Origin of the sequence: Enterococcus sp. DIV0712 (assembly GCF_050554855.1) — a bacterium.
Taxonomy (GTDB): domain Bacteria; phylum Bacillota; class Bacilli; order Lactobacillales; family Enterococcaceae; genus Enterococcus; species Enterococcus faecalis.
This window is the reverse complement of record NZ_CP187333.1, coordinates 1,079,723-1,093,456: the sequence shown is the minus strand read 5'-3', so window position 1 is coordinate 1,093,456 and position 13,734 is coordinate 1,079,723. Positions and strand designations below refer to the sequence as shown.

At 37.8% G+C, this 13,734-nt stretch carries 12 protein-coding genes and 1 tRNA gene; 3 read left to right on the top strand and 10 right to left on the bottom strand.

Annotation, left to right across the window (positions count from 1 at the left end):
- Nucleotides 1-67: 67 nt before the first annotated feature.
- From IGL42_RS05315 to IGL42_RS05300, 4 genes are all read right to left on the bottom strand, one after another.
- Nucleotides 68-1,537 (bottom strand): flotillin family protein, encoded by a 1,470-nt coding sequence (locus tag IGL42_RS05315; RefSeq protein WP_002357808.1) that lies wholly within the window; start codon nucleotides 1,535-1,537, stop codon nucleotides 68-70.
- A 16-nt stretch (nucleotides 1,538-1,553) separates the two neighbouring features.
- Entirely contained in the window at nucleotides 1,554-2,087 is a 534-nt protein-coding gene (locus IGL42_RS05310) for a hypothetical protein (RefSeq protein WP_002357809.1), read from the bottom strand.
- Nucleotides 2,088-2,270: 183 nt separating this feature from the next.
- Nucleotides 2,271-4,907 carry an FtsX-like permease family protein gene (locus IGL42_RS05305; protein ID WP_010710431.1) on the bottom strand — a complete coding sequence of 879 codons (2,637 nt, stop codon included), beginning with the start codon at nucleotides 4,905-4,907 and terminating at the stop codon, nucleotides 2,271-2,273.
- A 9-nt stretch (nucleotides 4,908-4,916) separates the two neighbouring features.
- Nucleotides 4,917-5,618 (bottom strand): ABC transporter ATP-binding protein, encoded by a 702-nt coding sequence (locus IGL42_RS05300; protein ID WP_002363831.1) that lies wholly within the window; start codon nucleotides 5,616-5,618, stop codon nucleotides 4,917-4,919.
- A gap of 160 nt (nucleotides 5,619-5,778) precedes the next feature.
- Between IGL42_RS05300 and IGL42_RS05295 the strand changes: the two genes are divergently transcribed.
- Both IGL42_RS05295 and IGL42_RS05290 read left to right on the top strand, forming a co-directional pair.
- Nucleotides 5,779-6,438, top strand: a complete 660-nt coding sequence (locus tag IGL42_RS05295) for a DNA/RNA non-specific endonuclease (protein WP_002366585.1) — start codon at nucleotides 5,779-5,781, stop codon at nucleotides 6,436-6,438.
- Between the two features lie 13 nt (nucleotides 6,439-6,451).
- Entirely contained in the window at nucleotides 6,452-6,838 is a 387-nt protein-coding gene (locus IGL42_RS05290) for a hypothetical protein (RefSeq protein ID WP_002360464.1), read from the top strand.
- 42 nt (nucleotides 6,839-6,880) lie between these two features.
- On the opposite strand, the gene nagA is transcribed toward IGL42_RS05290, so the two are convergent.
- Both nagA and IGL42_RS05280 read right to left on the bottom strand, forming a co-directional pair.
- Nucleotides 6,881-8,029, bottom strand: coding sequence for an N-acetylglucosamine-6-phosphate deacetylase (nagA, locus tag IGL42_RS05285; RefSeq protein WP_002357814.1), 1,149 nt, complete (start codon nucleotides 8,027-8,029; stop codon nucleotides 6,881-6,883).
- A 100-nt stretch (nucleotides 8,030-8,129) separates the two neighbouring features.
- Entirely contained in the window at nucleotides 8,130-8,957 is an 828-nt protein-coding gene (locus tag IGL42_RS05280) for a helix-turn-helix domain-containing protein (RefSeq protein ID WP_002381942.1), read from the bottom strand.
- Nucleotides 8,958-9,134: 177 nt separating this feature from the next.
- On the opposite strand from IGL42_RS05280, the gene IGL42_RS05275 reads away from it, so the two are divergent.
- Entirely contained in the window at nucleotides 9,135-9,311 is a 177-nt protein-coding gene (locus IGL42_RS05275; RefSeq protein ID WP_002357816.1) for a hypothetical protein, read from the top strand.
- A 65-nt stretch (nucleotides 9,312-9,376) separates the two neighbouring features.
- Here the strand turns inward: IGL42_RS05275 and IGL42_RS05270 are convergent, their stop codons facing one another.
- From IGL42_RS05270 to IGL42_RS05255, 4 genes are all read right to left on the bottom strand, one after another.
- A complete protein-coding gene (locus tag IGL42_RS05270) occupies nucleotides 9,377-10,594 on the bottom strand; it encodes a pyridoxal phosphate-dependent aminotransferase (RefSeq protein ID WP_002357817.1) in 1,218 nt (405 codons plus the stop codon).
- 300 nt (nucleotides 10,595-10,894) lie between these two features.
- Nucleotides 10,895-10,978 (bottom strand) — tRNA-Leu (locus IGL42_RS05265).
- A 68-nt stretch (nucleotides 10,979-11,046) separates the two neighbouring features.
- Complete coding sequence (locus tag IGL42_RS05260; protein WP_002365561.1) at nucleotides 11,047-11,508, bottom strand: SprT family protein; 462 nt, start codon at nucleotides 11,506-11,508, stop codon at nucleotides 11,047-11,049.
- A gap of 26 nt (nucleotides 11,509-11,534) precedes the next feature.
- Nucleotides 11,535-13,727: a Tex family protein gene (locus tag IGL42_RS05255; protein ID WP_002360465.1), complete on the bottom strand. Its 2,193-nt coding sequence runs from the start codon at nucleotides 13,725-13,727 to the stop codon at nucleotides 11,535-11,537.
- Nucleotides 13,728-13,734 lie beyond the last annotated feature (7 nt).

The window sequence follows — 13,734 nt, the reverse complement described above, 5'->3', positions numbered from 1 at the left end:
GTTTATCGTTTCAATGCAGCATTAAGGAGTAACGAAATGCGATTCGCTACTCCTTAAAGGCTGATTTCTATTCTTTTTCTGAACCTTCTGTTGCATGATAGTTCACGCTATTTGAGGTACCTTTTTTAGAAAAGTTTTCAATTAGCTCTTTCACGTCGAGGCCCGTTGTTTCTTTTAGTGTTTCTTGTGTACCAGCCAACAAGTTTGTTGCATAATTGGTAATACGGTTGGCGCCAGAATTTTCGCCACCTGCGCCTGTATCTACCACTGAAATCTTGTCGATGTTGCCCAATGGTTGTGCTGCTTCTTTCATTAATTGTGGTAACATTTCCATCACCATACTTAACACAGCTGCTTCACCATATTCTTTGAAGGCATCAGCAATCTTTTGTTTGGCTTCGGCTTCCGCTGCACCACGAGCTAAAATAGCTTCGGCTTGCGCTTGACCTGTTAAACGCGTTTTGTTGGCTTCCGCTTCGGCTAATGCTTCAACTTTGAAGCGTTCTGCTTCGGCTTCTGCCACTTCGCGTGCCTTTTGAGCAAGAGCTTCTTGTTCGCGTGCGTAACGATCTGCATCGGCTTTTTTCTTCACTTCTGAGTCGTATTGTTTTTCACGACGCGTAATTTCTTTTTCTTCTAACTCAATTTGTTTTTGACGTTCAACGACTTTGACTTCCATTTCTTGTTCCACCACGTGTTGTTGTGCACGCGCGCTTTCCAAGTTATAGGCTTGGTCTGCTTTGGCTTTGGCAATATCTTGTTCTTGTTTGTATAACGCTAATTTCAATTCTTTTTCTTTTGAAGCTTCTGCAATTTCTGTTTGACGTTGCAATTCCGCTTGTTGTGATTCTTTTTCTGCTTCCGCTTTTTTGATGCGAGTTTCTTTCAAGGCTTCTGCTTCAGCAATATCTGCATCACGTTTAACTTGAGCGATTCTTGGTTTCCCTAATGAATCCAAGTATCCATTTTTATCACGAACTTCTTTAATTGTGAACGACACAATAACTAAGCCCATTTTAGCTAAGTCAACACTGGCAACTTCTTGTACACTTTGGCTAAATTTATCACGATTTTGGTAAATTTCTTCCACTGTCATTGAACCTAAAATCGAACGTAAATGTCCTTCTAATACTTCACGTGCTTCATTTTCTAATTCTTCTGTTGTTTTTCCTAAAAATTGTTCCGCTGCTGTCGCAATTTCTTCAACTGACGAACCAATTTTAATGATTGATGTCCCATCACACATTACAGGAACCCCTTGTTCTGTGTACACTTCTGGTGTAGAAACATCTAATTTACTTGAAAGCAAACTAATTCGATTTGAACGTTGGAACACTGGTAAGACAAACGCACCACCGCCACGAACGATTTTAATTTTGTTGCCACCTTCGTCTACATGAACATTTTTAGAGCCTAGATAGCTCCCGCTGATAATTAACGCTTCATCAGGTTTGGCTGTCTGATATTTAGAAACAAACACAATTAATAACATTAATAATACTAAAACTGCAATAATAATCGGTAACAAAATCCCCATTTTCTTCTCTCCTACTCTATATTTTTAGACTGCCTTCGTAAGGAATGACATAACAAACCCGTTCTTTCAATTCAATAATCAATACCTCACTACCTCTTGGCGCAGCCACTTCTTGTGGCACATAAAATGCTGCTGGTCGACTTAACGAACCTGTGACACTCTTCAATTGAATCTCGCCCATTCCCCGGACAGGGATTGGGGTAATCACAGTAGCAACACGACCCTCCATGTCTTTTTCCGAAATAGAAATTGTGGCCTCCGAATTTTTCAAAGGGACCAACACATAAAAATTTAGGAAGAAAACAATAATGGTTGAAAGAATACCACTGACAATTAAAATAAGCCAACTATTCACCGCTGTTAATTCTTCCCCAAGGTACCCAAACAGCGAGGTAAAAGCAATCCATGGAATAATCAGCATTGGGTCCACCGGTCCATCAAAATTAAAAACATCCCCAAAAATAATTAGTAAAAAAGCGAGGACCGCGCTCCCCACTAATGCATAAAAATAAACCGTTTCCAATGGTAGACCTTCTAACACTTTTCCCACACTCCTTTCTGTGCTATAACCTAGTAATAGTGTACCAATTTTTAAATAAAAAGAGTAGTAATTTCCAAATAAATCTCAAAAGATACATCTTAAGACCTATTTTTTCTTAATAAAAGAAGCAACAATAAACGAGCAGCCCTAGAATTATCGAACTTCTACGGACTCCTCGTTTTTTAAAATGTTCTATTCATTTGATTTTAACGCTTCAATCATATTGATTTTCTTCAATTTTCGATGCATAATGACCATCACAAACAACGTGAAACACATGGTGATGACTGCGGAATACAGATAACTTGGCCAATGAATAATTGGCGAAAACATAATTAAATCAACTTCAACGGTTGCTAAAATATACTGATGCAAAATTTTCCCAAAGAAGCAGCCAACAATAATACCAATGAACGTTAAAATAATGTTTTCACGGTAAACATAGGTGGTGACTTCACGATCGTAAAACCCTAAAACCTTAATCGTGGAAAGTTCTCGAATCCGTTCAGAAACATTAATGTTGGTTAAATTATATAACACAATTAACGCTAAAGAACCAGAAACAGCAATTAGTACCCAAATGACAATATCAAGGCTTTTCAGCATATCATCAAACGAACCTTTCATCGCAGTTAAAAACGTAATGTTCAACACTTTCGGCTGTTTTGTCAACGCCTCTCCGATTGAGGTTTCTTGTTTTGAGGATAACTTTTTGTCAAAAAGTAGGAATTCTGTATTATACTCCGGCTTCTGTTTCGTCATCGTCTGGTAGAGTTTCGGCGTCATATAGACAAAATGACCCGTGTAGTTCTCTGCAATCGCGGCAATTTTCACGTGATAGGTTTGATTATCACTATTTTCTAAATTTAATTGATCTCCGACTTTATAGCCAAATAATTTAGCTAATTTTTCATTAATGATTACACCGTCATCGTTGAGGGAATATTTTTCTCCAGTGACTCGATCATTAAATAACTGAAAATCAGCCATTTTCGAAGGATCTTGTGGCACATAAAGAGTAATATTTTGAGTTGGTGCGCCTTTGCCCTTCGTTTTAAAGATTTCTGAATATAACGGAATTGTTTTATTCAAACCATCCAGTTTGCGCAACGTTTCTTGATACTCTTTTGTCTCTTCAGGTGTTGTTTGCTCTTTAAAAGTCACGACTGCTTGGTAATGCCAGATTTTATTAAATTGAATTGTAGCGACATCCACAATTGAATCGCGTAAACCAAAACCAACAATTAACAGCCCCATACAACCAGCTATTCCGATAACGGTCATCAGCATCCGTCGTTTATAGCGGAACAGATTTCTAGCGGTCACTTTTTGAATAAAGCTCATGCGTTGCCATAAAGGGCGGATTCGTTCTAATAAAATCCGTTGGCCTGCTTTCGGCGCTTTGGGTCTTAGCAAGGTAGCTGGGGTACTTAATAAATCGATTCTTAATGTCACTAAGGCCGCTCCCACAGTACAAGCTAAGGCTACAATGATGCCCCATAAACTGTAATTTAAGTACCACGGTGTAACTAAATCAGGAATATTGTACATTTGACCGTAGGCATCAAAAATTATTTTAGGGAATAGATAATAGCCAACTGCCAATCCTAATAATGCACCTGTTAGGCTAGCAACCGTTGCATAGGTAATAAAAATCGAAGCAATTTCACGATTACGATAACCTAAAGCTTTCAAACTACCAATTTCCATTCTTTTTTCTTCCACCATACGTGTCATGGTAGTTAAGCTGACTAATGCCGCAATTAGGAAAAAGAACAACGGGAACAGCGTGGCTAAAGAAGAAATCCGATCAGCGTTATCTTGATATTCAGAAAATCCTGGATTGTCTTCCCTAGTAAAATAATAATACGTTGGGGCTTTCAAATTGGCTAGCTCTGTTTCTTTTTCAGCCAACAGTTGTTCTTGTTTAGCCAATTCGTCTTTTTGCTTTTCAAGCATCTCAGCTGGAATTCCTGGTTGTTGCTCCAACTGCGCAAGCGCTTGTTTTCCCGTTTCCAGCGCTTGCCGACCTTGGTTAATGTCCGGCTGAGCCGAATCACGCAGAGCCGCAATCTGTTCTTCTGGCCGATTTTTCAGTGCCTCTTTTACCTGATTTAAGGCCTGCTCTCTTTTCTTTTCATAATCAGAGGAATACGTATTTTGATGTTTTAATGAACGAAATGAGATTAGCAATTCTGGATACCGTTGACTGTCAAAGGCTTTTTCCGAAACCACGCCAAAAAAGTTTAACGTTCCAGAACCGACCGTTGTGGTTCCCCTGGATGTATTATCAATATATTCTGGTGAATTGATAAATCCGACAACAGTAAAATGGGTTTGCGTCAGTCCTTTTTCTTTAATCGCTGCATCGTTTAAAGTGATTTTATCACCCATTTTATAGTCATATCTAGTTTTCGCTAATGTATCTAATGCAATTTCATTTGTTTGTTTAGGTAACCGACCGTCAACTACTTGATAGTTAACCGATCCTGCTTGATTTTTTCGATAGCCAAACAATTTTACTGCATTATTTTGCGGCCCAATCGTGGCATCTATTGTATACCGCGGCACAACTGTTTCGACATCTTTTAAAGACTGTAGTGTTGTTAAATCTTTCTTTTCCAGTCCCATTGTAGAAATTATTCGCGCATCTGGAAGCTGCTCTTTCTGGTAATAATTATTCGCGGTTTTAATCATATCTGGTCCAGTAGCTTTCAAACCAACAAAGACCATTACACCAAGGAAAATAATCCCCATAATCGATAAAAATCGTGTAGTAGATTGTCTAATTTCACGTAAGCTTGTTTTAATTAGCGCTGTTTTCTTCATTTTAGGCACCTACCATTCAATTTCAGCAACCAATTTAGGCTGATCATTCACAGTCATTTCGCGAACTTTCGCATCATTAATTCGAATTACCCGATCGGCCATTTCTGCAATGGCTGAATTGTGGGTAATAATTAAGACGGTCGTTCCAGTTTCACGAGCAGTATTTTGCAAAATAGTTAAAATTTGTTTCCCTGTTTCATAATCCAGTGCTCCTGTCGGTTCATCACATAAAAGTAACTTGGGCTTTTTAGCAATCGCACGGGCGATGGTTACTCGTTGTTGTTCACCACCAGAAAGTTGCGCTGGAAAATTATCTAAACGTTCCCCTAAACCCACCGATTGTAAAACATTGGTCGAATCCAACGCATCCGCAACGATTTGCGAAGCCAATTCGACATTTTCTTTTGCCGTTAAATTTGGGACTAAATTGTAAAATTGGAAAACAAACCCGACATCATTTCGTCGATAAGTGGTTAATTGTTTCTCTGAAAACTGAGCGATATCTGTGCCATCAATAATAATTTCCCCTTCATCACAGCTGTCCATTCCACCAAGAATATTTAAAACAGTTGATTTTCCAGCACCGCTGGGGCCTAAAATAACCGCTACTTCTCCTTTTTCCACTTCAAAAGAAATGCCGTCATTCGCAGTAATAGTTGTCTCTCCCATTTGGTAACGCTTGTATTCATTTTTGACTTCAATATAGGCCATCCACTATCCCTTCCCTTCTACATTAAAATAGTAACATATCTGAGAAAACAAGTCTTTCAAAGAAAAGCCTTTTTTGATTTTTTAGCAAATTTACGTATAATAGAAAAGATGGTCCACTTAAATTTGGACTATTGCAAGTATAAAATTAGAGGAGCACGTTATGGCAAACAGAAAGAAGAAACCACCATTTAATTCAACCATCATGCTGATTGGCGCATTAATCATTTTAATTTTAGGCGCGGTTGGCGTTAAAGTTCCTGATGCTTTACAAGATTTATTTAATGTCCAACCACAAACAACCACCCCCTCAAGCACACCAGCACCAAAAGGAGATAATCCTGGACCCATTGATAATGGTAAAGCCACATTTTCAGCAGAGGAATTAAAGGATAGCTCAAACGGCTGGATTACTTATCATTCACTAGATCGTCTAAAACGAGCGACAGGCGCTGATGCGCTATTAAAACCCGCAATGGTCAATACAGGAACTTCCGCTAATAAAGATATTCGACCAGCTGGTTTCATTTCAGGAAAAGCTAATCATTCGCGTGGCCACCTAATCGGCCGTCAAATGGGAGGCAGTGGTGATGATCCACGTAACTTAACCACCTTGTATCAGAATCCTGTCAACACTCCTTATATGACGAAATATGAAAATCAGATTCGGGCAGCTCTTGATCGCGGCGAAACCGTTCGCTATCGCGTGACACCTGTATATAACGGAAACGATTTGTTGGCTGAAAAAATCATCTTAGAAGCCAAAAGCCTTAAAACAAATTCACCCATTGATTTTTCAGTAACTATTTTAAACAAACAATAAGGAGGAACTTTCATTGGATTTTGAACAGCTAAAAGAAACATTACCCGATGCAAAACCACAAACATTTTTGCAAGCAATCCTCTCTCAACCTCAAGAAGAGGATGCTGAATTAACTTTCAGTGAAGAAATTGATGAACAGTTTGTCGAAAATTGTAAATTTTTAGCCTCTCCAGAAACCATTTCTGAAACAGATGTGGAACATTGGCGCAAACAAGAATTTTTAGTTGTCGCCCAAAGTTTAGATGGCGATTATCTAGCAGGCACCCTAGAGCAAACTTTTGTGATTCCTAGCTCCCTTTACAAAGAGGATATTGAGCAATTTGACAAGCAATTAATCGATTTTTTTATTGCCTACGAGAACAAAGAAATCACTTCTGCGATTTTACCAAAAGAATTATAAAAAAAGCTTGCGGATAAATTTCCGCAAGCTTTTTCTTGTGTCTTATGCTCGATAACGTTCAACGCCATCTAAATAAGTAGCTGCTAATTCCATTGTTGGTTCTAATACGATAAAGTCAGCATCACGACCATTTGCAATCATGCCGCATTGATCATCAATTTTACAGCTGATCGCAGGAACTAATGAAGCCATCATAATTGCTTGTGCAGGTGTTGCAATACCCCAATCAACTACATTTTTAATTGCTTCTTTTAGTTTTAAAATACTACCTGCTAAGTTCCCAGTATCCAAACGAGCCGTTCCTTCTGCTACCACAACAGGAAATTCACCTAAATTGTAGTTGCCATCTGGCATACCGCCAGCCATCATGCAGTCTGTAATTAACGCAACGTGATCATGGCCCGCTTTTTCCATCAATACTTCAGCCGCTTGCGGATGTACATGGTGTCCATCACAAATTAATTCAGAGAAAACGTGTTGTAACGTTAACAATGCACCAACCATCCCTGGTTCACGGTGATTTAAGCCACGCATCCCATTATATGCATGAACAAAAACGCTAGCGCCTGCTTCAACTGCCACATCAGCTTCTTCTAAGGTCGCATTACTATGGCCTAAAGCAACAACGACACCTTCATCTGTAACGGTTTCAACAAATTCTTTCACACCATTACGTTCTGGTGCCAACGCAATTTTCTTAATAATTCCGCCTGAAGCTTCTTGCCATTCGTGGAATGTATCAAGGTCTGGATCTCCAAAATAACTTGGATTTTGTGCGCCTTTATGTTCTTCAGTAAAGAAAGGTCCTTCAAAGTAAATCCCTTGAATTTTTGCACCAGGTACTTCTTGGTAGACTTGACCAATCGTACGTGCAACGTCTGTTAAACGTTCTTTACTTGAAGTTAATGTTGTTGGTAAAAATGAAGTTACACCACAAGATAATAAGCCTTCAGACATCACTTTAATGCCTTCTGCATCGTTATCCATTACGTCATGATTCATGTAACCATGAATATGAGTATCGACTAAACCTGGGGCAATCCATTTGCCTTCCTCACGAATAATTTTTACGTCCCCTTGCGGTTCATCTTTTGTATAATTACCAAAGATACCATCCGTGATTTCTAAATAACCAGGTCCTTTAACATCGCTTTTTAAAAAGAACTTGTCTGCAAAGATAAATGTTTTCATCTTCATCCTTCTTTCTTTATTTTACTTACTTCAAAAGTACTCTTAATCAGTACAAAAGTCAAGAAATGGTGTAGACCTTTTAAGCAATTCTGAGGATTTTTTAAAGATTGCCACTTTCCACATTTTTCATTTGTTGTGCTAAGTTCAGATAACGTTCTGCTTCTTCATGTTTATTCTTTCTCATTAAAACTAAATATTTTAGATTTAATAATTCACTTAAATAATAATAACTATTTTTTTTGCGGGCCCAAGTAATTCCTTGATCCACATAAATTTCGGCATCTTTTTCTGTATAATTTTTGAATAAGAAATCAGCATAATTAAAAAATATTTTCGTTAATTCTGCATTACTGCGTTCATTTGGCAATTGATTAAAATAATGAATACTCAAACTTAAAAATCGTTCTGCTTCTACTCGATTGCCCATGTAACCATAAGTAGCACCTAGACAACTAATTAATTGAATCTCTAAATCAGAAACATTTAACTTATCAGCTTTATAGGTGAAAGATAACCCTTTACGCAAGCTAGCAATAGCTTTTTCATAATCATTTAGAACAAACAATTCACAACTACCTAAATAATAATAATATTTTTGCCAGTCCGTATCTAAATACAATTGTTCTTCAATACGATTTTCCTTTAAATAATTTAATAATAATTGATATTTTTTATGGCGAAAATATTCAGCCATTTTTTCAAATGAATACGTAACAACGTGCACATCACCAGATTTATAACGCATAATCTGGTCAACAGTCACACCTAAACGATCACAAAGTTGTTGCATCACGAGAACGTTTGGCAACTCTTCATTGTTTTCAATGCGACTTAAAACACTTTGCGAACAGATGTCTTCTGATAACATTTTCTGTGTCAATTTTCTATTTTTTCTAATTTCTTTAATAACTGCACCTAAAGAATTCATCACAATAGCTCCTATTTATATCGGCCATTTTCCTTGCAAAATGGGGATTTTGTCAAAATATGCGAATTCGCATTATGCTTTTATTGTACTTTATTGCATAATATACTGCAAGAACATTATCTAAGGTTTTCTTAGAAAATAAATAGGTTCATTTTTATTAAAAAGGAGTGTTATTGTATGGCCGAAGAGAAAAAGGTTCACTTCATTTGGGAAAAAACAAATTATTCAGGCTTTGTGGAGAAGGAGTATGAAAATTCTTATCTCATCGTAGTAGCAAATCCTAGTCCTGATATGGAAGAAAAATATACCAACCGAATGATTATTAGTAAAAAAGCATGTGAAACCGCAGAATAGTATTGTTGATAAAACAAGAACTACCAAAAAATAGCTTCGTTAGAGGCTATTTTTTGGTAGTTCTTTTATTTTTGTTTGTAGGTACTTAAAAATTCACGCATTTTATCTGCTGTAGTTTTTAAGTCTTCCATCTTCGGTAAATAAACAATACGGAAGTGATCTGGTTGTTGCCAGTTGAACCCACCACCATGGACTAATAAAATATGATGTTTGTGTAAGAAATCTAAAACAAATTTTTCATCATCATAAATGTCGAATTTGGCCGTATCAATTTTCGGGAAAATATAGAAAGCTGCTTTAGGCTTCACGGCTGATAAACCAGGAATATCATTTATCGCATTGTAAATAAATTCTCGTTGTTCGTAAATTCTGCCACCTGGTAAAAGTAAATCATCGACACTTTGATAGCCGCCTAATGCGGTTTGAATGATTTGTTGTGACAACACATTCGAACATAACCGCATGGAAGCAAGCATATTTAGCCCTTCGATATACCCTTTTACTCGTGATTTATCTCCACTCAACACCATCCAACCGCATCGAAAGCCTGCCACTCGATGTGATTTTGACAAACCATTCAATGTTACGACAAATAAATCAGGTGCTAATGTAGCAATCGGTACATGAACCAAACCGTCCATGACCAAACGATCATAAATTTCATCAGAGTAAATAATTAAATCATTTTGACGTGCCACTTCGACAATTTCTAGCAATAATTCTTTTGGATATAAAGCACCAGTCGGATTGTTGGGATTGATAATAACGATTGCTTTTGTATTCGAGGTTATTTTTGATTTTATATCATCAATGTCTGGATACCATTCTGCTTGCTCATCACAAATATAATGAACGGGTGTACCGCCCGCCAAAGAAACAGAAGCAGTCCATAAAGGATAGTCTGGCATTGGCACAAGTACTTCATCGCCGTTATTTAACAAGCCTTGCATACACATGGTAATTAGTTCACTCACGCCATTACCAGTGTAAATATCATTAATCGTTACATTAGGAAATTTTTTTAATTGGCAATATTGTTCAATCGCTTTTCTTGCAGAAAAAATACCTTTTGAATCGGAATAACCTTCTGAATCGCGAACATTTACAATCATGTCGCGCACAATTTCATTTGGGGCATCAAAACCAAATGGCGCTGGATTCCCTGTATTTAATTTCAAAATACGTATGCCCTCTTCTTGCATGCGTTCTGCTTCTTCTAAAACAGGACCACGGACATCGTAACTTACGTTATTTAATTTATCAGATTTTTTAAAATTTCTCACACGGACTCCCTCGCTTCACAAATTTATACTCTAAAGTTACGCCAACTATAATGAAAAAGCAATAATAAATATCAGAATTTAATAAAAAATTGATGGTTTTTCCGTAATAAACAAGAGCGTGGGACAAAAATCACTTTGGATTTTTGCTCCACGCTCAAAAACTGATAAACGGTGGGAACAGAAGCACCTTCTTCGGAAATAAGCCGAAATTCTCCAAAAATTAAAGAACAATTTTCGGAAATTCCTTCTTATTTCTCGGAGTTAAACACTTCTGTCCCGACCTCTTGTTATACTAGTCGATGCAGATGATGGGACTCGAACCCACACGGACATCTGTCCACATGACCCTCAATCATGCTTGTCTGCCAATTCCAACACATCTGCATTTTAAGAGCACTTATTTATCCTAAAATAATTACTGGTCTTTGTCAAGATAACAAAGACCAGAATTGTTAGATTTGTTCTTTTTTCGCTTGCCAGGACAAACGCCCATGACATTTTCCGCAGACATATCGTGTCGTATCAATTCGTCGTTTTCTGAGGATGACTTCTCCACAAGACTGACATTGGTACTGATGGAAAACTGCTTTTTTCCGTTCTACTAGAGGCGGTGCGTAACGGGCACCGCCAGTCTTAGCCAATAACTCTTTAAAGTCCTTATCTTTATGCTGATAGCCTTTGCCAGCTAAATGTAAATGATAGTGACATAACTCATGCTTAATGACTTTTTCCAGTTCCTCTTGTCCATACTTTAAAAAGACAGTTGGATTAAAATCCAGGTGATGCGAAGCTAAATGATAGCGACCGCCCGTAGTTTTTAACCGCCGATTAAATGTAGCTTGATGCAGAAAAGGTTTCTGAAAAAATACGATTGAAATTTTTTCCACTAGCGTTTGAAGCGCTTGATCTGTCATCAAGACTGGTTGAGACTCTTTCATTGTTACTCTTTTCTATCAGCCCGAGGCAACATGGTTAAACTAATACGCCCCTTTTTCAAGTCAACATCTTCTACCCAAACTGTGACTACATCCCCCACCGCAACAACATCCGTTGGGTGCTTAACAAATTTAGTACTTAACTTAGAAATGTGGACTAAGCCATCTTGCTTCACACCAATATCGACAAACGCACCAAAGTCAATTACATTTCGAACAGTCCCTTGCATTTCCATTCCTGGTTTCAAATCTTCCATCGTCAACACGTCTTTACGTAAAAGTGGCGCTGACATCTCATCGCGCATATCACGACCTGGTTGGATTAAACTAGCAATAATATCTGTGAGTGTTTCTGAACCTACTTCTAACTCAGTAGCTAATTGATTCACTGGTAACTGTTTCAATTTTTCGATAGCTTCTGCTGTCCCTAACTCTTTAGAAGCAATCTCTGCTTTTTCTAAAATTGCTTGTGCTACTGGATAACTTTCTGGGTGAATGCCAGTGTTATCTAACACATTTTTGCCATTAGGAATTCGTAAAAAGCCAATTGCTTGTTCAAATGCTTTTGGTCCTAAACGAGGTACTTTTTTGACTTGATTTCGTGCTGTAAAGACACCATTTTCATCACGATAAGTGACTAAGTTTTGCGCCGTTGTTTTATTTAAGCCAGAAATATGTTGTAAAAGTTGAGCGCTCGCTGTATTCACATCGACACCAACTTGGTTTACTGCAGTTTCCACAACAAAATCCAATTGCTCGGCAAGACGTTTTTGCGATACGTCATGCTGATATTGACCGACCCCGACTGCTTTGGGATCAATTTTTACTAATTCTGCCAACGGATCTTGCAAACGACGTGCAATGCTGACCGCACTTCGTTCTTCGACTTGTAAATCAGGAAACTCTTTACGAGCCACTTCACTCGCAGAGTAAACGGAAGCCCCTGCTTCATTAACAATCACGTAAAAGACGTCCCGTTTCACCGCTTTTAATTGCTCTGCCACAAACAATTCAGATTCACGACTTGCCGTTCCGTTTCCAATAGCTACCATGTCCACTTGATAGTCTTCAATGATCTTTTTAAAGGCTGGACCAGCGGCTTCACGTTTCGCAGCAGTCGCTGGTTTATGTGGATAAATCACTTGAATTGCTAAAACTTTACCCGTTTCATCGACAACTGCTAATTTACAACCTGTCCGATAAGCCGGGTCAAATCCTAGAACAACTTTTCCTTTAAGTGGTGACTGTAATAATAAATTACGTAAATTTTCACCGAAAATTGCAATCGCTTGTTCATCAGCTTTTTCTGTTAATTCATTGCGGATCTCCCGTTCAATCGCTGGTCCAATAAATCGTTTATAGCTATCTAAATAAGCAGCCTCAATGTATGGAGCAGCAAAACTTGTTGCTTGTTTGCCGATTAGTTGACGTTGGAAATAATCATTAATTTTTGTTTCATCAGCGACAAGGGAAACCTTTAAAATGTCTTCTTTTTCACCACGATTCGTTGCTAAGACACGGTGCGGCACCATTTTGCTAACTGGTTCTGCAAAATCGTAATACATTTCATAGGTCCGCTTTTCGTCTTTTTCTTCGTCCTTAACTACGCTAACGTATTGCGCATGTTTAACCATATAATCACGTAACCATGTTCGGTATTTTGGTTCATCGCTAATACGTTCTGCTAAAATTTCATGAGCACCTTGCAAGGCTATCTCGGCGGTTGCAACTTCTTTTTCTTCATTAATAAAAGTAGCCGCTTTAGCTAAGATATCCGCGTTTTCAGGTAAAGAGAGCAACCAATCTGCTAATGGTTCCAACCCTTTTTCTTTCGCGATAGTCGCTTTGGTCCGACGTTTTTGTTTATATGGTCGATATAAATCTTCCACTTGTTGCATTTTTACTGCTTTTTGAATATCTGTTTTGAGTTCTTTTGTTAGTTTTCCTTGCTCTTCAATTAAACGGAGAACTTCTTCTTTCCGCTTTTTCAAGTTTTGTAAATAATGATAACGTTCTTCTATTTCACGGATTTGGACTTCATCTAAACTTCCAGTCATTTCTTTCCGGTAACGGGCAATAAAAGGAACTGTATTTCCTTCATTTAATAAAGTTAAAACCGTTGTTATTTGTTTTGAACGATACGTTGTCAATTCTTTTTGAAGTAGCGCTACTACTTCTTCGTTATAAGCTTCTGCCATTAACTAG

Bases quoted from the DNA above. Each gene is read 5' to 3' on its own strand.
- IGL42_RS05275 (WP_002357816.1), top strand. From the start codon at position 9,135: ATGGCCGAAGAGAAAAAGGTTCACTTCATTTGGGAAAAAACAAATTAT.
- IGL42_RS05295 (WP_002366585.1), top strand. From the start codon at position 5,779: ATGGCAAACAGAAAGAAGAAACCACCATTTAATTCAACCATCATGCTG.
- IGL42_RS05305 (WP_010710431.1), bottom strand. From the start codon at position 4,907: ATGAAGAAAACAGCGCTAATTAAAACAAGCTTACGTGAAATTAGACAA.
- IGL42_RS05260 (WP_002365561.1), bottom strand. From the start codon at position 11,508: ATGACAGATCAAGCGCTTCAAACGCTAGTGGAAAAAATTTCAATCGTA.
- IGL42_RS05255 (WP_002360465.1), bottom strand. From the start codon at position 13,727: ATGGCAGAAGCTTATAACGAAGAAGTAGTAGCGCTACTTCAAAAAGAA.
- IGL42_RS05315 (WP_002357808.1), bottom strand. From the start codon at position 1,537: ATGGGGATTTTGTTACCGATTATTATTGCAGTTTTAGTATTATTAATG.
- IGL42_RS05280 (WP_002381942.1), bottom strand. From the start codon at position 8,957: ATGAATTCTTTAGGTGCAGTTATTAAAGAAATTAGAAAAAATAGAAAA.
- IGL42_RS05300 (WP_002363831.1), bottom strand. From the start codon at position 5,618: ATGGCCTATATTGAAGTCAAAAATGAATACAAGCGTTACCAAATGGGA.
- nagA (WP_002357814.1), bottom strand. From the start codon at position 8,029: ATGAAAACATTTATCTTTGCAGACAAGTTCTTTTTAAAAAGCGATGTT.